Annotated in this window: 19 protein-coding genes; 9 read left to right on the forward strand and 10 right to left on the reverse strand. The window is 62.8% G+C overall.

Going from position 1 to position 22,947, the window contains the following annotated elements:
• Nucleotides 1-31 precede the first annotated feature (31 nt).
• The 4 genes from VHD36_21045 to VHD36_21060 form a co-directional block, all read right to left on the reverse strand.
• On the reverse strand, nucleotides 32-1,099 hold the full coding sequence (locus VHD36_21045; protein HVU89830.1) for a hypothetical protein: 1,068 nt from the start codon (nucleotides 1,097-1,099) through the stop codon (nucleotides 32-34).
• Nucleotides 1,096-1,695 (reverse strand): hypothetical protein, encoded by a 600-nt coding sequence (locus VHD36_21050; GenBank protein HVU89831.1) that lies wholly within the window; start codon nucleotides 1,693-1,695, stop codon nucleotides 1,096-1,098. Before VHD36_21050 ends, VHD36_21045 begins: the two co-directional genes overlap by 4 nt.
• 1,325 nt (nucleotides 1,696-3,020) lie before the next feature.
• Nucleotides 3,021-3,737, reverse strand: a complete 717-nt coding sequence (locus tag VHD36_21055) for a hypothetical protein (GenBank protein HVU89832.1) — start codon at nucleotides 3,735-3,737, stop codon at nucleotides 3,021-3,023.
• A 164-nt stretch (nucleotides 3,738-3,901) separates the two neighbouring features.
• On the reverse strand, nucleotides 3,902-5,893 hold the full coding sequence (locus VHD36_21060; GenBank protein HVU89833.1) for a M20/M25/M40 family metallo-hydrolase: 1,992 nt from the start codon (nucleotides 5,891-5,893) through the stop codon (nucleotides 3,902-3,904).
• Nucleotides 5,894-6,454: 561 nt separating this feature from the next.
• Between VHD36_21060 and VHD36_21065 the strand changes: the two genes are divergently transcribed.
• The 4 genes from VHD36_21065 (at nucleotide 6,455) to VHD36_21080 (ending at nucleotide 9,668) form a co-directional block, all read left to right on the forward strand.
• Complete coding sequence (locus VHD36_21065) at nucleotides 6,455-6,841, forward strand: hypothetical protein (GenBank protein HVU89834.1); 387 nt, start codon at nucleotides 6,455-6,457, stop codon at nucleotides 6,839-6,841.
• A gap of 212 nt (nucleotides 6,842-7,053) precedes the next feature.
• A complete protein-coding gene (locus VHD36_21070) occupies nucleotides 7,054-8,805 on the forward strand; it encodes an ATP-binding protein (protein ID HVU89835.1) in 1,752 nt (583 codons plus the stop codon).
• Entirely contained in the window at nucleotides 8,802-9,251 is a 450-nt protein-coding gene (locus VHD36_21075) for an enhanced serine sensitivity protein SseB C-terminal domain-containing protein (GenBank protein ID HVU89836.1), read from the forward strand. The genes VHD36_21070 and VHD36_21075 overlap by 4 nt, the downstream gene beginning before the upstream one ends.
• The gene (locus VHD36_21080; GenBank protein ID HVU89837.1) at nucleotides 9,252-9,668 is read left to right on the forward strand and encodes a DUF433 domain-containing protein; all 417 of its coding nucleotides are present in this window, start codon (nucleotides 9,252-9,254) and stop codon (nucleotides 9,666-9,668) included.
• Nucleotides 9,669-10,005: 337 nt separating this feature from the next.
• Here VHD36_21080 and VHD36_21085 read toward each other — a convergent pair whose 3' ends face one another.
• Complete coding sequence (locus VHD36_21085) at nucleotides 10,006-10,698, reverse strand: MBL fold metallo-hydrolase (GenBank protein ID HVU89838.1); 693 nt, start codon at nucleotides 10,696-10,698, stop codon at nucleotides 10,006-10,008.
• Between the two features lie 391 nt (nucleotides 10,699-11,089).
• Between VHD36_21085 and VHD36_21090 the strand changes: the two genes are divergently transcribed.
• Nucleotides 11,090-12,562: a DUF1571 domain-containing protein gene (locus VHD36_21090; protein ID HVU89839.1), complete on the forward strand. Its 1,473-nt coding sequence runs from the start codon at nucleotides 11,090-11,092 to the stop codon at nucleotides 12,560-12,562.
• A gap of 242 nt (nucleotides 12,563-12,804) precedes the next feature.
• Here VHD36_21090 and VHD36_21095 read toward each other — a convergent pair whose 3' ends face one another.
• The 4 genes from VHD36_21095 to VHD36_21110 form a co-directional block, all read right to left on the reverse strand.
• The gene (locus VHD36_21095; protein HVU89840.1) at nucleotides 12,805-14,136 is read right to left on the reverse strand and encodes a dockerin type I domain-containing protein; all 1,332 of its coding nucleotides are present in this window, start codon (nucleotides 14,134-14,136) and stop codon (nucleotides 12,805-12,807) included.
• Between the two features lie 176 nt (nucleotides 14,137-14,312).
• Nucleotides 14,313-15,935 (reverse strand): LysM peptidoglycan-binding domain-containing protein, encoded by a 1,623-nt coding sequence (locus VHD36_21100; protein HVU89841.1) that lies wholly within the window; start codon nucleotides 15,933-15,935, stop codon nucleotides 14,313-14,315.
• 63 nt (nucleotides 15,936-15,998) lie between these two features.
• Nucleotides 15,999-16,883, reverse strand: a complete 885-nt coding sequence (gene rsmH, locus VHD36_21105) for a 16S rRNA (cytosine(1402)-N(4))-methyltransferase RsmH (protein HVU89842.1) — start codon at nucleotides 16,881-16,883, stop codon at nucleotides 15,999-16,001.
• A gap of 80 nt (nucleotides 16,884-16,963) precedes the next feature.
• The gene (locus VHD36_21110; protein HVU89843.1) at nucleotides 16,964-18,142 is read right to left on the reverse strand and encodes a glycosyltransferase; all 1,179 of its coding nucleotides are present in this window, start codon (nucleotides 18,140-18,142) and stop codon (nucleotides 16,964-16,966) included.
• Nucleotides 18,143-18,333: 191 nt separating this feature from the next.
• Here VHD36_21110 and queA point away from each other — a divergent pair, with 191 nt between their 5' ends.
• The 4 genes from queA to VHD36_21130 all read left to right on the forward strand — a co-directional run bounded on the left by queA (nucleotide 18,334) and on the right by VHD36_21130 (nucleotide 22,005).
• Entirely contained in the window at nucleotides 18,334-19,380 is a 1,047-nt protein-coding gene (gene queA, locus VHD36_21115) for a tRNA preQ1(34) S-adenosylmethionine ribosyltransferase-isomerase QueA (protein ID HVU89844.1), read from the forward strand.
• Between the two features lie 232 nt (nucleotides 19,381-19,612).
• On the forward strand, nucleotides 19,613-20,893 hold the full coding sequence (gene eno / locus VHD36_21120) for a phosphopyruvate hydratase (protein ID HVU89845.1): 1,281 nt from the start codon (nucleotides 19,613-19,615) through the stop codon (nucleotides 20,891-20,893).
• A 195-nt stretch (nucleotides 20,894-21,088) separates the two neighbouring features.
• Nucleotides 21,089-21,475, forward strand: a complete 387-nt coding sequence (locus VHD36_21125; GenBank protein HVU89846.1) for a hypothetical protein — start codon at nucleotides 21,089-21,091, stop codon at nucleotides 21,473-21,475.
• Nucleotides 21,472-22,005 carry a hypothetical protein gene (locus VHD36_21130; GenBank protein ID HVU89847.1) on the forward strand — a complete coding sequence of 178 codons (534 nt, stop codon included), beginning with the start codon at nucleotides 21,472-21,474 and terminating at the stop codon, nucleotides 22,003-22,005. The genes VHD36_21125 and VHD36_21130 overlap by 4 nt, the downstream gene beginning before the upstream one ends.
• Before the next feature lie 107 nt (nucleotides 22,006-22,112).
• Here the strand turns inward: VHD36_21130 and VHD36_21135 are convergent, their stop codons facing one another.
• The gene (locus tag VHD36_21135) at nucleotides 22,113-22,847 is read right to left on the reverse strand and encodes a matrixin family metalloprotease (GenBank protein HVU89848.1); all 735 of its coding nucleotides are present in this window, start codon (nucleotides 22,845-22,847) and stop codon (nucleotides 22,113-22,115) included.
• Nucleotides 22,848-22,947 lie beyond the last annotated feature (100 nt).

The following is a 22,947-nucleotide window of genomic DNA, read 5'->3' on the forward strand; positions in this document are numbered from 1 at the left end:
CAAGGACCCGCGTGAAAGCCGCGGGAGGCCGCTATTGTAGAAGTCGTCCCAGGCCGCAACAACCAGCGAAGGTCCGCAGCGAGCCGGGCGTTAGAAAGCTCATGCCGGCGATGACCATGATCGTGGCAAAGGGGGCCAGGCCCGTCGCCACGGCGAACAGACCCCACACCGCGACGCTCGCGGCGACCAACAGGGGCGCCACCAGGCGGTTCCAGGCCAGCACGAGGAACAAGGCCTCGAACAGCACGAACGAATGCGTCCAGGCGTTCACGAGCCAGGGATGCGCGTGCAGCCAGACGAGGTCGGTCATCGCCGATTCGCGTCGCCCGACGATCCACCACATCGCCGTCCCGTCCCACCACGGCACTTCGTTCAATTGCGCGAGCAACATCATCCCGTACACGAGCGCCAGATGTACTTGAATCAAACGCGCTGGCACGGTCGCGGTCCAAGTTGCACGAGATTCGGTTTCGGCCGGCGCGCTACTGGTTTTCCGCCGCGCGAGCCAGCGGTCGACCGATAGATACGCTCCGCACGGCGCCAAGCACAGGTAGAACATGACGAAAGTCAGCACCGGCTCGAACTCGGTCGTTACGACGAAGGACCGATGAAAATACGACAGCAGTACGATGAGTGACAGAATCGACGTCACGCGCGTGAAGAGTCCGACGGTGAAAAGTCCCAGCACCGCGATGCCGACCAGATGAGCGGCCCACAGCTTGCCCGGCGTATCGAGCCAGTAGAAATACGACAGGCTATAGAAATCGCCGCGGAGTTGCGTCACGCTATCGCGTGCCAAGAGCCCGTCCGGACTGAGCAGCCACTCGAGGTCGGGCGTATACGTGAGCACCGTGTAGATCGCCAGCAAGCCAACCAGCACGCGCATCACGGACAACACGAGCGGATCGGTCGGGGTAAACCAGAAGCGATTCCACGCCTGACCAAAGCGCTCGGTGAGCTCGCGAAAGTAATCACCAAGGGCGGCACCGAGAGCGGACGTTTCTCCCGCATGCGGCGCGCGCGCGGGCGGGGTACCGGGCGCTCCCACGCGGGCGGCGGGCCGGTTTTGTTGCCCTGGGGTTGTGGTCTTCTGATTCATGGCGATTTCGGAGGAGGCGCCGTGTCGCGGGCCGGCTCCTTCTTCAGCAGTTCCACCTGACCGTCGGCCAGAAACGCCCGCACGTCATACGCATCCTTGAAGTTATTGCGCGTGTCCTGCTCGGGCTGATACTCTTCCATGACCGGCGGCGTGAGCTCTCCGCGGCAACGAATTTCGACTGCTTGCGCGTCATAAGCTCGGAGCAATCCGCCGGCGATCGCTTGTGCGAGCAGCTCGAGATTGCGGGGTTCTGGCGCGGTCTCGCTGGCAAATGTCGCCAATTGCTTGGCGAGTGCCTGATAGCGATGATAACGCTGATGGGGCCGCATATCGGCGTTCGGAAACTCGACCGTCTCCGTCGCGCCGTCCGCGCCTTTGAGCGTGGCCGTCAGCTTGTAATCGATGTCCAGGTCGCCGCCCGGTTCGTTGCCGCGCGTGAAATAGAACGAGTACGGCAGGTCCATGCCCAGGATCTGTCGGTATTGCCGCAGGCCAGGCAGCCGCGCCATCGCCACTTCGAGCTGCGAGGGAACTTCGCCCGAGAGAATGCCGATCAGAAGTGCAAAAAGGTGCACGAAGATCAGAAAGCTTACCAACGACCGCACACCCTCACTGGGCTCGCCAGTGACACCCGAGGTCGCGGAATTTGTTGAGACCGTTGCCATGAATCGGGGCTGTCGAAGTCACGTGGCGAAAGCCGCAGACCGAGGTGTTGCGGCACTTGCTGCTAGCATACAGAAAGATCGGTAGGCCGCCCGCGCGACTGGAATAAATCGCCGACTTTCACTGCTTTGCCGCGTGCCACGATCGACCGAGTGCTAGGGGTGTGGGCGACACAGGGAGAGGCGCATGAAATAAGCCGAGCCTCTCCAGGCGGAGAGGCTCGGCTTCACTTGTAAGATCCGTCGCATCCGGTTGATCTCTCGATTGCCGGATGTCTACCTTCGGCGCCGTCTACCTATCCGTAAGTCCGATTGGAATCATTCCACGCGAACGGCCAACCCGAGCGAACTTAGGTCGCGGCGGGAGCCGGAGGAGGGGTCTCAGCCGGAGCGTCAGCGGCCGGGGCGCTACCGCCGCAGCCACCGTTGCAGGCCGGAGCCGAGCAACCACCGCAGCTGTTGCCGTGGCAGCCGCAGCAACGGCTACGCAGACGGTGCAACAGACCGCAGCAGCGATGACGACCGTGGCAGCCACAGCAAGCCGGAGCACTGCAACCACCGCAGTCCGAAGCCGAGCAACCACCGCCGCAGCTGCCGCCGTCACAGGCGCAGCCACCGCAGCCACGATGACGGAAACCAGCCGAAGCCTTGTTGTCGGCGCCCACGAGGGCAATGCCGACCATCGCGAAGAACATCGCGATGCCGAAAAACAATGCACGATTCATTCTCACTCCTCCCACTAAACAGGTACCGTACCGAAAGGGTTGTGACCCAAACTATTAGCCGTCCAACTCTGTATCCATCCCCAGTCGCGACGGCCGACAATTGGGGCGGGACCTTCGGACCAAATCCTTGTACCTTCTCCTGCTGACGCTAGCTTAGACCTCGGTTGGACTTTAACGATCAACCGGTCAAGCGTGGCGTAATAGGCTAGGCCGGTTAAGTTAACACTGACGATTTCGTTGTCAAGGACCAAAACGGAAGGATAGAAAGAGGCGGGATTCTGGGCTGATCTGCGAAGATCGTTGTTGCTGAACTATAGACCAGAATCAACGCAAGGCAGGAAAGTTGGGTAATTTTTACCAGCGCCGACGCGTCTTTACCACACGGCTTGCCGTGAATCGACAGAAATAACGGCCATCAAAGAGATTATGGGCCGATCGTTTGGCAGCCAGAGGGGCTGCACGAAGGAGCGGAAAAATCGATCGAGGCGGTTTTTCCCGCGATTTTCGTCGTTTTATCGCGGCTCGCGCGACCTGCTACTGTCGCAAAACATTGCCATCGTTGGGACGGGCTGCCTTTTGCGCAGGCGGCTGCGTGCCCTGCAGTCGAGGGTTTGTGGCGTTGGCGGCCGGCGTTTGAACCTTCGCCGCGGGGGCCTGAACCTGCGCGGCCGGCGGCGGAGTTTGCGCGGCGGGAACTGGCCCCTTGCCACCTTGCGCGCGACGTTGCATCTCGGCCTCGGCCATTTGCTGCTGCTGCATCATCTCTTCGGGCTTCTCGAAGTCGAGCAGCAAGGGGGGCTCGTTCGGGAAAATCGTCGTCGCCATGCCGGCAATGCGCCAGCCCTGCGGATCAAGTCGCAGCGCCCAGATGATTTCGTCCGTGTGCGGCTGGCCGTCTTCCCCCACGTCGGTCCACTTACTTGCGACGTGCGCCAGTTCATCCTTGACGACGTATTCCACTTCGCCGACTTCGAATTTCGCCGTGTCGCTTCCTGGCGGTGCCACGACCAACTCATGCTTTTGGGTCTCGGTGCGCGCGACTTCGGTCAACATCTGCGAAGCCAGGTCATCGTTGCCGGTGCGGATCGCCTCCAGGAACGTATGCACGACTTCGTTCGGTTTTGCGGCGGCTGACGGCGAAGCGCCGCCGCTTGCAGCCGTGGTCGGCGCAGCGGAATCGCCCGAATTGCAACCGATCACGAAGGCCAGGCAGCCGGCGCCAGCGGCCACGAATATGCGTCGACAATCCATGTCGTGTGTCTCCATCCTTGAAGCACCCGTCGAGCCGGCCTCTTGCCAGCCACGGGTCAGATTAGCGGGGCAGAGTTTGCCACGATCATTACGATGGGTCAAGACGAGACCCGCCCCCGGGACCGGCGTACCTTCATATCGACCGGAAATGAGCCGATCATGTGCTAGCGTGGCGGCGCGAGCGTTACCTCGGTGCGGACCTCTTCGCTGCCCCGCTTAACGACAACCGGCACCTTGTCGCCCCCCTTGAATTTCCGCAGGGCGTTGTCGAAATCTTCCAGATTACCAATCTTGCTGTCACCCAGCTTGACAATGATGTCGCCCCCTTTCAGGCCCGCCTTGTCGGCGGGGCTGTCCTTGGTGGCCCCGCTGATGGCATAGCCCGGTTCTTCCTGACCAAAATCAGGGATGCTGCCGAAATACGGGCGATCACCATCGCCACCGGCACGCTCGCTGCTCTTGGTTTCGACGTACGTCGGCCGCGCGTCGGATTCGGCAAGCGCAGCGGCCGTGGCGGCTACGATCTCGGCGACGCGCCGCATGCCCGGCACGTTGATCTTGTCGAAATCGTCGCTGGGCCGGTGATAATCGCTGTGCAGGCCGGTGAAATAGTGCATGACCGGTATTTTCTTCGCGTAGAAGGACGAATGGTCGCTGGGGCCGCTCCCCCCTTCCTTCCGTGTCAGGTCGAACCCGAACGCCTGGTTCAGCCGGTCGATGATTGGGCCGAACTCTGGCGCCGTATTGATCCCTTGGATGATCAACTTTTCGTCCTTCAGTCGGCCGACCATATCCATGTTCAGCATGGCGACGGTGTTTTCCAATGGAAACAGCGGCTCTTTGCAGTAACGGGCACTGCCGATCAGCCCTCGTTCTTCGCCGGTAAAAGCGATGAACACCACGCGGCGCGGTAACTTCTTCTCGCGCGTGGCCAGGATCCGCGCCACTTCCAGTAGCGCTGCCGTGCCGGAGCCATTGTCGTCGGCGCCATTGTGAATCTGTTTGCCGTCGTTGACGAACGACCCCTCGCCGCCGAAACCAAGATGATCGTAGTGGGCTCCGACGACGATCGTCTCGTCGGCCTTCGGCCCCTCGCCCTCGAGAACGGCTACGACGTTTTTCACTTCCGCTTCGCGGCGGATCACGTTGATCTCGCCGGTTAATCGCCAGCCAGTCAACTCGCGGCTATGCGGCGTCGGCCCCTTGTCGATCTCGTGCTCGAGCTGATTCAGGCTCGTGCCGAGGGCCTCTTTCAACAAGCGATCGACGACCGCCCGCTGGCAATGCACCACGGGAATGTGCGACGGATCGCCGCCGCCAGGAGCGTTGAAGGGAAGCAGCGGATCAAGCACGTCGCCCAAGTTCTTGTTTTGCGTCTGGAGGTCTTCGATTAAATCGCTGAGACGCTTTTGATGCGCCGCGGCTTGGGCCAGCGTGGGCTTTTCGATTTTCTGAAACTCGGCCTGGGCTTCGGTAACTGCGGCGACGGCGGCTTTCAGTTGCGGACGGCGGGGTTCGATGTTCTTCTCGATGCCGGCCTCGGAACTGACCAGAATTACCGCCGCAGCGCCGTGCTCGTAAGCGTTCGATACTTTGCGCGACATCGGGGCATAGAGCGAGTGCTCGGAGTTGCCCAGCGCCGGGTGCGCGGTTCCCTCTTGCGGCAAGCGCCGCAAAATAACGACGGCTTTTCCTTCTACGTCGAGGCCGGCGTAGTCGTCGTAGTCCTTGTCTTTCGCGGTCACGCCATATCCGGCGAACACCAGCGGCACGTCGAGAACCGACGAGCTACCCATGGCCAGCGGCGTAAAATCAGCACTCAACTTCAATTCGATCGATTTGTCCTTGGACGCCGCTGGCGCGGCGAACGACAGCACGTTGGGTTCGCCCATTTCCGAGCCGATCGGCATTTTGAACTTCTGAAACGGCGTACCGTCATAGAGCTTCGTATTGAGCCCCAGCGCAGCGAACTGTTCGGCCAGGTAATCGGCGGCTTTATCGATTCCGGCCGTGCCGACACCCCGCCCCTCGAGTGCGTCATCCGAAAGATAGCGCGTGCTGTCGGCCAGCCGCTTCTCGGCCGAAGCCACGGCCTCGGCTTCGACGGCCCGCACGATCCGCACGGGGGCGGCCGCGACGAGCGCTACGAGCAGCAACCCGGCGACACCTGCGACCCGATCAGAACGACGAGCGAACCGCAAAATGTTCGACCGCGGTTGCGGTCCACGATGAATTACAATCATGAGGGTTTCGATCTCGAGGAGAAGTTACGGTAGGAAGCCTGCCCCAACGGCCCAAAGTGAAGGGAGTCCTTGTTCGGCGCGCAGGCGGGAACCAATCTGATGTACGCAAGCAAGCACAGCTGTGGAGCGCGCCAGAGGTAGCGCAGATCGTAGTCGACATGCGCTATCTCATGAAATTCTCAGTGGTTGCGAGAACTTCGTCAAGCTGCCGGATGGTGTGGCGTGGCGGCTCGCGTGGCCCGGTTCGATTGCGTCGGAAAATCGCTTTTGACACGTCCGCCCGCCGTCGCTATGCTCCCGACCCTCATGGAACGTTACTGCCGTGTAAGGGCCGTCGGGCTGTCGCCAGCCCCGGAACCGCAGGCGCGTGGGCGGTAACGTTCGACGTCGGGGGGGTCAGTGGTTGCTGGCGGCGGCGACCAAAAGTGCGGGTTCCCACCAATGCCTGCCCGCATGCCGACACGGAGCGACTCCTTGGTCCCTCGCTATAGCGTGTTGATCGTCGATCCTTTGGAAGAGACGCACGAGGTTCTACGCACGGCGCTGGAACCGCGCGGCGTGCGCGTGCTCGCGACGGGCGAGCCGGCGCTGGGCCTGGCTTTGGCGCGCAAGCATGTTCCGCATCTGATCGTGCTGGACCTCGAGCATCTGGCCGCCGGGCCGGCCGAAATCGCCGACGATTTTGCGGCCCAATCGCGTGCCCGAGCGACCCCACTCTTATTACTCGGGGGCCGCGGTCGCCGCAGCGATCTGCTCCCCCCCGGAGAGTTCGTCCGCAAACCCTACCACTACGGTCCGCTGATTCGTAAAATCGAAGAACTGCTGGCCAGCTACCAGCAGTCGGTCGCCCGAGCCGCCTGAAAGGGGGCAAGACCGCGGATCGTCGACGCCAGGGATCGCCGTGACGTGCCGCGTTAGATTTCTTCGGTACGTGCTGGCGCCGCCGCCGCAACTCCCTCGTGCCAAGGCGCTACGCGGACAGTTTGCCGCGACTGCGTGAGTTGGGGTCAATCCTGCCCAGTTCGACCGGCCCTGCCGAGAGGCTTGCATGGGGCCGCTCGTGGAGTCGCGCCGTGCCTTCGCTGTTCGTTTTTCGAGGCAACGACCAGGGGATGCGCTTCGAGCTGTCTTCCGACACTCTCGGCATCGGCCGCGATACGGCCAATGACGTCCAGATTCACGATACCGAAGTTTCGCGCCGCCACGCCGAGCTACGCCGCAGCGGCCTCGGCTACCTGCTGGTGGATCTGGGCAGTTCGAACGGCACTTACGTCAACGGCGTACGCATTACGACCCATTCCTTGGCCAGCGGCGACCAGGTCCAGGTCGGCAGCAGTCAGTTGCTGTACACGGCGATTCCCAGCGGCGCCGAAAGCGATATCGCCCAGAAAATCGACATCATCGCCCGGCAGCAGGCCGACGACCGCTCGCGCATCGTTCGCTCGATGAGTCACGAGGCGGGCAGCCACCTCTACGACCCGGAATCGGACATTCCGGCCAACATGCGGCTGGCTCACGGCGGTAACCACTTGCAGGTGATGTACCGCACGGCCCTGGCCGTGAGTCATACGCTCGATATCGACCAGTTGCTCGATCGGATCATGCGGCTGATTTTCGATTGGGTCGAGGCGGACCGTGGCTGCATGATGCTCGTCGACCCGGCCAGCAAAGAGCTCATCCCGCGCGTGCGCCACAACCGCAAGGGGCGCGGCGGCAACGACCGCATCGCGATCAGCCAGACGATCCTCGATTACTGCATGCAGCGCAGCGAGGGCGTGCTCACCAGCGACGCCCGCGAAGACGACCGCTGGAACCCCGCGGCCAGCATCGTGCGAGCCGGCGTGCGCGAGGCGATTTGCGTTCCGATGGCCGGCCGCTATGGCATCGTCGGCGTCATCTATATCGACACCATGTCGAGCCCGCAGCAGCTCAGCCTGCGTTCCGGGGCCAACAAGTTCAACGACGACCACTTGAAGTTGATGATCGCCATCGCGCATCAGGCGGCGCTGGCCGTCGAGGACACGCAATATTATTCGGCGATGGTGCAGGCCGAGCGGCTGGCGGCCGTCGGGCAGACCGTGGCCGCGCTGTCGCACGACATCAAGAACATTCTGCAAGGCATTCGCGCCGCCAGCTTCCTGATCAAAGATGGACTGGCGCGGACCGATGAAAACATGGTCCGCAAAGGGTGGGAGTTCGTCGAACGCAACCAGGAGAAGATCTCGAACCTGGTGATGGACATGCTCACGTTCAGCAAGGAACGCGAGCCGGACCTGGTACCCGGCGACTTGAACCAGGTGGTGGCCGACGTGGCCGAGTTGGTCAAAGCCCGGGCGAGCGAAAAAGGTGTGGAACTACTATGGCAGCCGGCCGACGAGCTGCCCACGTTGACGTTCGATCCTGACGGCATTCACCGTGCCGTTTTGAATGTCGCGACCAACGCCGTCGACGCCTGCGCCGCGGCGGCCAGCGACGAGGAGGACGAATCAGCCGACGCGAAAGCGCGGCCACCGGGTCGCGTGGTGATTTCCACCTCTTTCGACATGGCCGAAAGCGTGGCCCGCATCACCGTCGAGGACAACGGTACTGGCATACCGCCCGAAGAGCTGAAGAATATTTTCTCACTCTTTGTGTCGCACAAGGGGAGCCGTGGCACCGGCCTGGGCCTGTCGGTCAGTGAGAAAATCGTGAAGGAACACGGCGGCCGGATCACGGTCGAAAGCGAGGTGGGCGCCGGCAGCCGTTTCACGCTGGAATTGCCAGCGCTATTGCCCGATGTTCCGCGGCCCACGGCGGAACTGCAGATACCGCCACCGGCGAAGTGACGCGACTGGCGGCGCTGCGTTTCGCTTACGGTAAACCCGGCGCGACATCCGGCCCGAAAGGTGCCAACATGCGGTTTCCCTGGTTTCGTCGAAAGGAAGTGGCCCGGCTACCCGAGAAGTTTCGGGCGGAGCAGCTTCATTTTCTTGGCGAGCACGACGGTGCGCCCGAACGTGAGCTCAAAGATAAATTGATCCAGCTCTTCGAACGACGAAAGGACATCCAACGAGCTTATCTTGCCATAACACAATATGAGGACATCGAGAGCATTAACGTGGCACTCTGCATTCGAGCGAAATGGGGGCGACACCCGCTATTGCGTGAGATCGGTCAAGTATTTTCGTCCATCTTCAACGCCGAGGAACATCTTGACATCTTGTATCTGACGGAAGAGCAGGAAGAACGGCTTAGTAGGGTATGTCGGCCATTCTGGAACGCATGGCCGTAATTGGGCGAGGTTGCGGTTCGCGGTAAGCGGCGGATTTTGGTAGACGAGGCGAAACCGGTCCATCGGGTTGCAGGGTATAATTGCCACATGGCATATGTCGAGCGGCAACATATCGAGATTTCCCCTGGGACTTGTGGCGGCAAGCCGCGCATCGCGGGCCACCGTGTGCGCGTGCAAGACGTCGTGATCTGGACCGAGCAAGGCCGATCAGCCGAAGAGATCGTCGCCCATATTCCGTCGATCAAAATCGCCGACGTGTATGCGGCTCTAGCCTTCTACCACGACCACCGCGAGCAGATCGACGCGGACATTCGTGAAGAGATCAACGTCGCCGTGCGATTGAAGTCGGAGACGCGGTCAAGCACTCTTGACCGGCTGCGGGGAGGCGATGCCGACACCGATCTCCTTTCATCTTGATGAGAACGTTACGACGATCGTTGCCGCCGCGCTACGGAGGCGAGGGATCGATGTCACGACTACCGCCGAAGCCGGCTTACTTGCGGCATCGGATGCAGAGCAACTCGCATACGCTCTGCTCGCAAAGCGCGTGCTCATCACGCGCGATGACGATTTTCTGGTTCTTGCAGCATCAGGAACTCCACACGCCGGGTTGATCTATTGGTCGCCACACCACGAGCGACTCGGCGAGGTCGTGAATCTGCTAACACTGCTCTGGCGCTTGGAGTCAGCCGAGGAAATGTTCGCGCGAATCGAGTTTCTGTAACTGCAATCAATCATTCCGCACGCCCGCGATTTAACCGAACGAGCTTTGCCCACGTCCGCCCCTGCCCGCATCGACGCCTACGAATGGGTTTTCGATCTTCTCTTCACCGACCGTTGTTGCCGGGCCGTGCCCCGGAAAGACAATCGTGTCGTCGGGCAACGTGAAGAGATGCTGGTGAATCCCCCGGGCCAGCGCCTCGAAGCTGCCGCCGGGAAAATCGGTTCGCCCGATGCTGCCGGCGAACAGCACATCGCCACCGAAGACCATAATGGGCCGGAGCGCCCGCGCGATGAACACCATGTGCCCTGACGAATGGCCAGGAATCGTACGGGCTTCAAAGTCGAATCCGGCCACCGAGTACGTCTGACCCTCATCGAGCAAAATGTCCGCCGGTGGGGTAACCAAAGGCGCGCCGAAACTGGCCGACAGGTTCAAGTCAGCGTTCGTCAGTTTCGGTGCCTCTTCGCGCCCGATCACGATGGGGACCTCGGGCCAGCGCTCTTTCATCGCCACGTTCCCGACGATATGGTCCGCGTGGCCGTGGGTAATCAAAAAGGCCGCTGGCACCCGTCGTTGCTCTTGGATGTAGGCGAAGATCTTCTCCGGCTCGAAGCCCGGGTCGACCACAACGCAGTCGTTGCGCCCTTCAAAATGCGCGATGTACGAGTTTTCGGCGAAAGGTGCGGAAACGATTGTCGCGATAGTCGGCTGCGGCGGCTGCACTCGGTATTCCTCGAACGTGGTTAATCGTATAGTCTGCCCAGGCAGCAGGCGCTTTGGGGGCGACGACTGCTAGCACCGCGTAGCCCAGACGATCGTGTCGACCGGCTCAGGCATTGTAAATTCCGCACCAGCGATTGGCGATAACTACCCATGACAGCATCCCCGCATCGCCCGCCGCTTGCTGCGCACGAATTTCGAGAATCTGCCGACAGGCAGTGACCTTAGGCAAAAGCTCGACTGATCGCGATCCGTTCAGGCGGCGCGCCGGCACGGCACTTGCTCGCGAACGTCTGGGCTTTGCAGGGGCGTGATGCACGGGGGCGCACGGAACAAAAACATACTGGCGCGGCGCCGCAGCAATCCGCTACCGCGACCGAAAGGAGTCGGTTTGATGGCCTTCAGGAAGAATGGCTGGAAGTCGTGGGCGGCCGGCATCGTCACCGCCCTGGCCGCCCGCTCCGCCGACGCACAGGTCTATAGTCAGCAGGCGCCTTCCGCGCCGCCTGGCAATCAGCAGCCGGCAGCGACCTACCCCCAATATCCCAATCAGCAGTCGCCGGTGCAGTATCAAGCGCCGCAGAACGCAGCGCTACAGAATTCTGGGCCGCGTTACCAGCCGCCGCCGTCCACGCGCTTCCAAAGCCCGCAATACCCGGCCCCCGCGGCGACGCGCTTTCAGAGTCCGCAAGGCCAGCAGTATGGCGCGGCCACCCAGGCCCCCGCCAACATGAACGCGCAAGCGCAATTCCAGGTGCCGGCCGGTTCGCCGCAGTATTCCGGCCAGCCGTACGGCAACCAGCCTTACGCGAATCAGGCGCCGGCCAATCCGCAGTACCAAGCGCAACCGAACGCCTATGGCGCTCAGCCGGGCCGCCAACAGTTCGGTGCCACGTCAGCAGCGCCGAGCCGATTCGATAACTCGCGCATGCCGCAAGCGCCGGGCGTGGCTTCCTATCCTGAAGCTAACCGTGCCCCGGCGGGTGTGCGTGGCGGAGTGCGTCCGGCGCAATTCGAACAACCGATCGACGCCGGGCAGCCCGCGGCTGCGCCGGCCGAGCAAACGCCCGCGGCGAATGATCCTCCCGGCTTCCGGGCCACTGAAGTTTCGACGGCGTCGTCGCTGCCGAATACGGTTCCGTCGGCAGCCGCTGGCGAGCAGACTCCGCAAGAGCATCCGCTGATGCCCGCCTTGCGTTGGGCCAAGCAGGGGCTCGCGGATTTCAGCAAAATCCAGGACTATTCCTGCACGCTGGTGAAGCGCGAGCGCATTGACGGCACGCTGGGCGAGCACGAGTACATTTTCGTCAAGGTGCGGCACCAGCCGTTCAGCGTGTACACGTACTTCCTCGGCCCCGCCCGCGTCAAAGGGCAAGAGGCCATTTTCGTCGACGGCGCCAACGACGGTAGTCTGCTCGCACATGGCAACGGCATCAAGCATCGCTTGATCGGCACTGTGTCGCTCAAGCCCACCAGTGCGCTGGCGATGAGCGGCAACCGCTATCCGATCACCGAAATGGGCATGCGTCGGTTGCTGGAACGCTTGCTGGAAATTGGCTCGAACGACGTGAAGTACGGTGAATGCACGGTCAACTGGATCCAAGGCGCGAAGGTCAACAACCGGACTTGCACTTGCATCCAGGTCGAGCATCCCCATCCGCGCCGAAATTTCCTGTTCCACCTGGCGCGAATCTACGTCGACGACGAAATGCAATTGCCGATCCGCTATGAGGCCTACGATTGGCCGTCGGGCCCGTCGAACCAGCCGCAGCTGAACGAGGAGTACACGTTCCTCAACGTGAAGGTGAACAACGGCTTCACCGACGCCGACTTCAGCACCGAGAACCCGAGCTACGGGTTTAAATAGTCGGCCGGCCCTTCGACAGCGTAAGGACCCCACCGGCAGATCGCCTGTCGATCGTCAACGCGCAGGACCTGCCCCCGTGTCGTCGAACTGGCTGGGCACGTCACTTGGACATGGCATGGTCGGCGGCACCCAGCACGCCCCCGTGCCTGAGCCTTTCGCGCTGGTCCTCGCGGTGCTCGGTGGATTGGCCTGTTTATCGAGGCGCTGGCGGAAGTGAAGACGCTTCGCGATGTGCCTGGCTCTCACCGCGCTTTGGTGATTTGTTTTCGCCACGTCTGCTGCCAGGCGAGAAACATCATCGCTGCAAGAGCCAGCAAAGCCGTGGCCGGTTCGGGCACAGCCGCCGCATTGGAAGCGGCCGCGGATTTCAACCAGTTCGAGGACATGAGGGCCAGGTCCTGGGTATTCACGATGCCATCGCCGTTGGCGTCGCCCGTTACGCCGATGCCTGTTTGTAGCCAATTGCTCGAAGCGAAAGCGATGTCCTGACTGTTTACGATGCCATCCAGATTCACATCGCCCGTCGCGAACGAAGGGAGCGTCGCCAGGAATGCTTCATAATGCCCGGCCGGATCCAGTCCGTAACCAGCGATTTCGCGACCATCGCCCGAAACCCCGTTCCCGGCGAGCAGCGTCCAGCCGGTCAGGCCTGTGGCGCCGTTGGCAGACAGGACCGATTTGAGGTTCAGCATTCCGCTGGCTTGCGTCCATACAAAGGCGGTCCCCGAGCTGCCGACGATCATGGAACCATCAAGAGACATGCCGCCCACCTGACTGGAACTCGCCCCCGGCAAAAATCCCAAGCTCACTGAGCCGGTTTTGCTTGTCCAGCGAAAGGCTTCGAGGAACGTAGCCGCGGGCGCGCCCAGGAATAAGCCGCTGCCGGCAACGATGGTGTCGTTGTTTGTCACCGCGGTTCCGTATGTGAGCGTGGCGCCCGGCAACGAGGGGAGGCCGACCATGCCGCCGGCCTTCGTCCATAGAAACGGCTGAGTGCCGGATGCACCCACAACGGTAGCGCCGTCGGCCGAGATTCCCAGCGCGCGGCTGTCGATCGCCGCGGGAAGTTTTCCGAGATCCGTGATGCCCGCACTGCTCGTCCACAGGAATGCCTCGTTATTGCCGGCGACAGACATAATGCCCGCGGCCGCTGAACCGGCTGACGAGACATCGCGCACCGAAGGACGACTGGCACCCGCCGGAGCACTCAGAAACGATGGACCTTGGGTCGCAGACCACAGGTAGCCGTTCAACGTGAGGGAATCGCTTGATTGCTCGTCGCCGCCAATCACCGAGCCGTTGCCCGAGACCCCGTAGGGAGTCGCGTTGTCGCCTGCGGTGACGTTCGGCAGCGCGACGAGCCCCGTGGCTGCCGTCCATCGCCAGCCGCCGCCGCCTCCGCTGTTGCTGCTCGAATATCCCACGACGGTCGAGCCGTCCGAGGAGATGTCGTTGGCAATGCTCCCCTGGTAGCCGGAAAGAATCCCCAATGGCGTGAATGTGGCCGCGGCGCACACCCGCGAAACCAGCGCAATGCTCAGCAGACCGACCAATGCGCGAATGCACTTCGCCATAGCTGCCCCCGAAAGAACAGGTGGTTGACCTGTTGAAATAGCAACTCGTGCCACCTGAGACGCAGGCCCTAACAAGCGCTCGGTGCTGCGCCATTGTAACCTGTGGCAAGGCACCTTTGTCAGCCCGGCAAAGGTCTCTTGGGATCAGACGCGTAGAGTGGCCGGAAGCACGACAATTAGCGGGGGAATTGCGAGCCGGGGCGTGCGGTGACGTTGTCAGGTTGGCTCATTTCCTCGTCGGGCAGCATGAGCTTCGTGCCAGGCGCGACGAAGTTGTAATCGCTGCCGATTTGTGCCCGATTCAATTCGTAGATCTCCGCCCAGCGCGAGGCTTTGCCCAACTCGTAGCGGGCGATGTCGAAGAGCGTATCGCCGTCCTGCACGACATAGACCCGGCCGCCATAGCCTTGCGAGCTGGTGGGCAGGGCGCGCGTACCCGCCGGCGGGGCGGCACGCCGCTTGGGGCACAATTGCGGATAGCGCTGTTCCAATTCCTCGACCGGCGGCACGATGATCCGCTCGCCGATCTCGAGTCCGTCGGCATTGGCTCCCGGCTTGCGATTGTGCCGCTGGATGGCTTTGAAGTAACCGCCCGTGCCATAAACTTTCTGCGAGATCGTCCAGAAGCTGTCGTTCGGCTCGACGGCGTATGTACCGTCGGGCGTGGGGGTATGCGCCGGGTGATGCTGATGCCGCGAAATATCGTCCTGCGGTGGCGCGAACTCCGCGGCCGGCGCATCGAGATCATTCGTCGCCGGAGGAGGCGCGGCGTGATGGGGCTGGCCGTACTGCGGTGTGCGCGCGTTCTGCAAATCGCGCTCCAGCGGCGTCGCATAGGGATCTGCCGACGGTGGTACACCACGCGAGTTCAAATGTTGATCGGGCACCGCGTGCAGCGGCGTGTGCTCCGCCGAAGGGGCCGCACGCGGACCCTCTTCGAGCGAACCTTCGCGCAGATTGTTCCGCGGCGCGTTGGCATATCGATCTTGGGCTGCGGGGCGCCCGTAGGGAGCGGCTCGGGGCTCGGCCAGGGTAGGCTGTTGCCCCGCGGCAGGCTGAATCAAGCCCGGCTCGCGCACCGATCCTCTTGATTCGTTTTCCTCGGCCACCAGAGGCGCGCCGTTCGCGGGCGCGTCGCCGGCCAGGTCGGGTTCCGGCTCCATCTCCGCGGGCGGTTGATCAGCGCCGGCAGCCGATTGCTCGGCGCCAGCGACCATCATGGCGGGTGCTGCGAACGCTGGCGCCTCGGGTTCAGGGCCTGCTTGCGCGGGCTCGGGTTCGGGAGTCACCTCGGCTTCGGCCGAAACCTGATCGATCGCGCCGGACGGCGCCTGATCCACGTCGGCAAACGGATTTCCCGGCACGACTTCGGTCGGCTGCTCGGCGATAGCTCGTGGCTCCGCCATCGTCGACTCGACATTTCCGACAGGCAGCGGCGCGTCGGTCGGAGGCGCTGCCTCGTGGCGTCCGGCGTACTGATCGCCGGACCAAAGCGGCTTGGTGCTCGAAGTATCTTCCGGGGCCGGAACGGGCGTCTGCGGCGCCGCCTCGACATGAGCCGTTTCCTCGGCCGGGGCGGCCGCGGCTTCCGGACCATCGTCTGTCGCGGCCACTTCCTGACGGCCCCATGGCAGGCCGGGCGTTCCCATCTTCACGTACACGGCAACGGCCAGCATCGCCAACAAAAGCCCGAGCAGCGATAGCCCAAAGCGCACTTCCCGGCCTAGTGCCGAGGCGGCGGCGGGCGAATCGGGCTCGTCGATTAAGTCGGCATCATGCTGCTTGAGATCTTCCGTCATAGTGCCTCGTTCTCCCTAACTTGGCAGGTGACCGGTCGTGCCGGGGACGTAATTTAGTTTGACTCAGACGCGGCGTGCGGCCACGCGCAGCTTTGCGCTGCGCGCCCGTGGGTTTTGCAAAGTCTCCTGTTCACTCGCGCGGAGGGGTTTCTTTGTGAGCGGCTGCCAGCGATCGTCGCCGCGAAAGGCCTCCTTCACGCGCCGATCCTCCAGCGAATGAAAGCTGATGATCGCCAATTTGCCGCCCGGTTCCAGGCAATCGGGCATTTCCGCAAGCGCCTGGTCGAGCGCCCCCAGTTCGTCATTGACCGCGATTCGCAAGGCTTGAAATGTGCGCGTTGCCGGATCGATGCGCCGCGTATCGGCCGAGCGCGGTACTGCGCGACGGACGATCTCGGCCAATTGATGGGCCGTTTCGATTCGTTCCTGCTGCCGCTGTTCCACGATGCGCCGCGCGATCCGTCGGCTGAAGCGTTCTTCACCAAGTTGATAGATCAAATCAGCCAGCGCCGTTTCCTTCATCCGGTTTACCAGTTCGCTGGCCGGCTCGCCTTCGCCTGTATCAAAACGCAGATCGAGTGGGCCCTCGGCATCGAAGCTGAATCCTCGTTCGCGATCTGCTAACTGGTCGCTCGATAAACCTAAATCCAAGAGCGTGCCTGAAACCCTCTTTATCTGCAATTCTTCCAGCACGCCTGTCAGGCTTCGATAGTTCGCCTGCACGACGCGCACCGGTGTATCCGCCAACTCACCCCGCGCCCGTTCGACGGCCACGCGGTCGCGATCGAGCGCAATCACCAGTCCCGACGGGCCGACCCGCTCGGCAATCGCACGCGTATGACCGCCGCCCCCCAGCGTGCCGTCGACGAAGACCTGACCCGGCCGCGGATCGAGCCACGCCAGAACTTCAGCCAGCATCACCGGCACATGTTCGGAGCGCGGCGGCATACGTTTTTCCAGTCCGGACTCCGAGAGGGTCGCCCACAATGACCGAGTTTGCCCGAGAGGTCAAGCTAGATCGGGTTACATCACATCGGTGGAAGAGGTGCTAGCGAACGATACAAGTCGGCATACGCTTGCACCATCGTTTCGAGCGAGAAGCAGCGTTGCGCCCGCTCGCGATTTGTCGCCGAGAGTTCCGCAGCTAGCGTCGGATCGGTGAGCAGCCGATGGAGCATCGCTCGCCACCCAGCTGCGTCGCCCGGGGGAGCGATCTGCTCGCTCGAATCGCCCAACAGCTCGCGAATTCCCTCGACGTCCGCTGCTAGCACGGGCCGGCCGCTGGCCATTGCTTCGAGGACGACGTTCGGCATTCCCTCCCATTGCGATGGTAGCACGAGCACGTCGCTGGCCGCGAGGATTCCTGGCACATTCGCCTGCCAGCCCACGAAATGCACGCGCTCGGCAGGCGCCACGCGCGCGGCCAGGTTTTCCAAGGCTTGCCGCTCAGGCCCGGCGCCGACCAGCAGCAAGTCATGCTGCGGATGTGCAGCCAGCCAGTCTGGCGTTTGCTCAATGAGCCAGTCCAGGCCCTTTTGCCGATCGAGTCGCCCGACGTATGTGATCCACCGTCGCCCCGTGGGCAGTGACAGTTCGCCGGGCGCAATGGGCGACACCTCCAGATAACGTGCCACGTCGATTCCGTTGGGAATCACCACTAGCTTGTCGGACGGCAAGCCGCCGACGCTGTGCGAATACTCGGCCACGCTCCGGCTGACACAGACGTGTTTTTCGATCCAGCGATCGGTCCACCGATCGAGCCGGAGCCGGAGTCGCCCGCGTCGCTCGGCGACGCGAATGCCCGACACGACATGCGGCAACCCCGTGCGCCGGGCCGCCAACCGGCCCAGAATGTTGGCATGGAAGAGAAACGTCTGCACCACGTCGGGGCGCCACTCGCGCCAATCAGCGGTGAGCCTGCGCACGACGCGCGGCGCCGACGCAACGCCGATGGCGTTCAAGGCGACGGCGCGGATGCCAGCCGCGCGCAGCGTGGGGAACAGAGAGCGATGCTCGTCCGCGGCCTCCGGCATCAGACTCCACACACGCACGTCAAACGCTTCGCGATCGAGCCGCGTTGCCAGTTCCACCAGCGCGCGCTCCGCCCCCCCCACGTCGAGGTCCGTAATCACGAACGACACGCGCAGCTTGCGACCACCAGCAGGCGGCGCGGCGGAATCTGCAGGTGTGGGGATCGATTGCGTCACAATTCTCGCGCAGGCGTTTGGTCTGTGAAATCGGCAGCCTGGCCGGGCATCAATGGACGGTCGACCATGGTATCGACGCCTGGAATCGGCTTCGTATACTCGATTCTAGCTTCGCCGCGTGCTGCGACCGAGCCTGCAATGCCGCCTGGGCCGTGCAAGGCTGATTCGATACGAGTATTTCCAGGGTCAAGATGTCCGAGCTGTCGCGCTATGATTACCGGCTTCCGCGGGAATTGATTTCGCAGCGACCGCTTGCGCAACGCGCCGATGCACGTCTGATGCTGGTCGATCGGGCTAGCCAATCGATCGAGCATGCGCACGTCCGCGATTTGCCGACCCTACTCTCGCCGGGCGATTGTCTGGTCATTAACGAGACACGCGTCGTGCCGGCGCGGCTGGTCGGCAGCCGGGCCGCGACGGGTGGCGCGTGGGAAGGATTGTTTCTCGCCCATCAACCGCCGCGGCTCTGGCGAATTTTGGCCAAAACGCGTGGCAAACCGGCCGTGGGCGAACGGATCACCCTCGCGGATCGGCAATCACGTGCCGATGTCTCGCTGCGGCTCATCGAACGGCAGCCAGGGGGGGTATGGATCGTTGAAGTCGAATCAGATGAGCCGACGTACGACCTGCTTGAACGTGTCGGCCGCGTGCCGCTGCCGCACTACATTCGCGGCGGCGACATGACCGACGAGGACCGGCACACCTATCAGACGGTCTATGCCCGGCAAGCCGGTTCGGTCGCGGCGCCCACGGCAGGTTTGCACTTTAGCGAGCGACTGCTCGCGGATATCGAAGCGGCGGGAGTCCGCGTCTGCCGCCTGGTACTGCACGTCGGATTGGACACTTTTCGTCCGATCGCCGTCGAGTCGCTTGCCGAGCACACGATGCACACCGAGCGCGGCGCCATTGACGAGGCGACCGTCGCCGCGATTCGCGCTGCCCGCGCCGCGGGAGGGCGCGTCGTCGCGGTGGGTACGACCAGCGTGCGCGTGCTGGAAACCGCGGCGGCATCAGGTGAGCTGGCGCCTTGGAGCGGTTCGACCGATTTATTCATCCGGCCGCCGTACCAATTCCGCGCGGTCGACGCGCTGATGACCAATTTTCATCTGCCGCGCACGACTCTGTTGGTTCTCGTGCGCACGTTTGGCGGCGATGATCTGCTCACCCGCGCCTACGAGGAAGCCATCCGCCAAGGTTATCGGTTCTACAGTTACGGCGACGCGATGCTGATTTCGTGATCGCGGCCGCCCGGATCGAGAACCATTTCGGCGACGCGATCCTCGCGACACCCCCCTCGTTGAACTCGTTCCGGACCTCTACAATGCGGGTCGCAATCGCCCGCCCGGTGTTCGTGATTCGTTCCGTGCGAATCGTCGCGCCGCCGCCCGTCCATCGCCGTCGTTCCTGCAGAGAGCCGGTGGCAGGACGTCGCCTCAATCCAATCGTCCGAATTTCCAGGAGAGCCCAGCCATGCCTTCTTCGATCGTTGATATTCATGCCCGCCAGATTCTCGATAGCCGCGGCAACCCAACCGTGGAAGTGGACGTGCGCCTGGCGGACGGGGCATTCGGCCGGGCCGCCGTACCGAGCGGAGCCAGCACGGGTGTACACGAAGCGTGGGAGCTGCGCGATACCGACGATAAACGCTTTGGCGGGAAAGCCGTGGCCCGGGCGGTTACGAACGTCAACGAGAAACTGGCCGGCGAATTGATCGGCGCCGATGCACTCGAGCAGACCGCGATCGACCGCCGCATGATCGAAATCGACGGCAGCGAAAACAAAAAGAACCTGGGCGCCAATGCCATCCTGGGCGTGTCGCTGGCCGTGGCCCACGCCGCGGCCGAGCATTGCGGCCTGCCGCTGTATCGGTATTTGGGCGGCGTGGGGGCCCGCGTGCTGCCAGCGCCGATGATGAACATCATCAACGGCGGCGCACACGCGGACAATAAAGTCGACGTGCAGGAATTCATGGTCATGCCGCTGGGCTTCGAATGCTTCAGCGAGGCTCTGCGCTGCGGCGTCGAAGTCTTTCATTCGCTCAAGAAGGTTTTGCAAGCGAAGGGCTTCAAAACCGCCGTCGGCGACGAAGGGGGCTTTGCCCCCGACCTGGGCAGCAACACCGAGGCCCTGGACGTCATCGTCGAGGCCGTGGGCAAGGCGGGCTATGAAGTCGGCAAGCAAGTGTTCATCGCGCTCGATGTGGCGGCGACCGAGCTGTTCGACAGTGCGTCGAAGACCTACACCATGGACGGCAAGAAGCTCGATGCGGCCGGCATGGTCGAATTTCTGGCCGGCTGGCGCAAGAAATACCCGATCTGCTCGATCGAAGACGGCTGCGCCGAAGACGACTGGGCCGGTTGGAAGTTGCTAACGGAGAAGCTTGGCGCGACGACGCAACTGGTAGGCGACGATTTGTTCGTAACCAACACGAAGCGTCTCGAACGCGGCATCCGCGAACACATCGCCAACAGCATCCTGATCAAGGTGAACCAGATCGGCACGCTGACCGAGACGATCGAGGCCATCCAAATGGCTCACCGTAACGGCTATACGAGCATTTCCAGCCACCGCAGCGGCGAGACCGAGGATTCGACCATCGCCGACCTGGCCGTGGCGCTCGGCACCGGCCAGATCAAAACTGGCTCGCTATCGCGCACCGATCGGACCGCCAAGTACAATGAATTGCTGCGGATCGAAGAGTCGCTCGGCGAGGCGGCCCTCTACGGCGGGCCGCTCTTCCCGAAGCGGTAGCGGTGGTTAACGTTCCTGCTGCTTCGCAGCACGGACAAGAAACCTGAAGCGCCTACGGCGCCCTGACAACGAGTTGTCAGGGCCACCCAGGGATGGACCGGGGCCGAAGACCCCGGGTACGGAAAAGCGGTTGAGAACGGGCTGACTACTCGAAGCAACGCGGTTCGAGACGTTCTGCCGGCGGAGACGGGCGTCATGTCCGAACGACAGCACGAACCCGATAAGCGGCCCTCGGCGCCGCTCACCGATTCGCCCTGGTTCTGGCTGGCACTGTTCGTGTGTGGCGCCCTGGCGGCGATCGTCGTCATTGGTCCGAAGCACGCGTATCGCCAGGCGCGGCTCGAACGGATGAACGACACTCGCGAAGAAATCCGCCGCCGGGCCGCGGGCGAAGTTACCGAGGCCGAAAAGGCCGCCGATCATTTGCTCGCTACGCACGACGCGCGGCAGCACACGCTGGGCCCGTTGGCCGCGGCGCTCGCCATCTTGCTGGCCGTCGGCGCGATCGCCGCCGGCGTCACGGGCTATCTGAAGGCCGATGCCCGACGTGCTGAACGCCAGGAACGAAAAGCAAGATTATGAGCTGGCTTGTCGAAGATCCCACGCCCACGTTCGTGGCGATCGTGCTCATCGAGGCCGTATTGGCCATCGCGTTGGTCAAAACCGGACGCGGCATTTTGCTGGCCGTGATCGCCGGCGTGGGCCTCTTGGGCGCCGGCCTCTTGATCGTCGAACGCCTCGTCGTTACCGACAAGGAGACCGTCGAAGACACGTTGACCGCCGCGGCGCAAGCTCTCGAGGCGAACGATCCGCAAGCGGTGCAGCAATTCATCGATCCGGCCTCGCCCATGCGCAACCGCGTGGCTTCGGAAATGTCGCGCGTGACGATCAATAAGGCGACGTTCAGCCGCTTGGACGTGAAGTTCAACCGCCACACGAGCCCCCCCACGGCCGAGGCCGACTTCATGGGCTACATCAATGCTCATGATCGGCGCGGCGAATTACCCTACGAAAGCTTCGCAGGGCGCTTCATGGTTCGCCTGCGTCGCGAGGGAGACCGGTGGCTGATGACCGACTACGAAATGCACGATCGGACCGGGCCGATGCGGTGAGTCACTAGAATATCGCGAACCGTGGGGAGTGTGAGCCACTGGTCGCTTGTCGACCAGTGCTTACCGCACTCCTTGCACTAGTGGCAAGCCACTAGTGGCACCCAAGGCTACCGTAACCTGCGGCGCTGTGCCGCCAGAGTTACCATCACCGCGGCCGCTGCGACTAGCGAAATCGTTGCCGGCTCGGGGAGCGGCGTCACCGAACCAACGCCCGCTCCGTAAATCGCCTGGATGCCGGCAATGTCATCTGGCGTCAAGAAACCGGTTCCCAAGCCGTCCATGCGATGGAAGGTCGGGTACATCACGGCGTTGGGATCGAGCGAATGATCGAGCCCCAAAGCGTGGCCGATCTCGTGTTCGGCACAGCCGAGCAGGTCCGGATAGGTGAGCGTGCCGACCAGGGCCCAGCGGTCACCCGTGTCGAAATGAACGTCACCGGCCAGGCCGGAGTTCGGCAGCGGAAAGTAGGCGTGCGCTTTGGTGTTGCCAAAGCCATCGATGAAGTGGTCGCCGAAACGGATTTCGGCGTTGCTCAGCGACGGAGAATACTCCTCATCGGAAACCGCTGGCCCGGAGTCGGGCACTTCGACGAAGTTCAACGGCGCGACCCCGGCCCACAACGATAGCGCTTCCTGGATGCTTTCCCGAATGATCGAACCTGGCACGGCCTGATTGTTGGGGTCCAAAAGTCCGCCGTCGAAGATGTTCGCGTAGCTGTACGTGATCGTCACCGGCGCGCCGAGAAAAGCTTGCGGCCATTTGTCGCCCGTCAGCGTAAATGCGCTCGCCGTGTGGGCGACGATGCCCAGCAGCAGCATCGAAAAAATGCAGCGTCGAATCATGGTTGTTTTATCAATGCGGGGAATCGCCGATTCAGTGCGCAGAGTCTTCGCAGCGACGAACCATTGGGGATAACGCGGCGCGCCAGAACGGGCGCCCGAC

It is taken from the genome of Pirellulales bacterium, from assembly GCA_035546535.1.
In the GTDB taxonomy this organism is placed as follows: domain Bacteria; phylum Planctomycetota; class Planctomycetia; order Pirellulales; family JACPPG01; genus JACPPG01.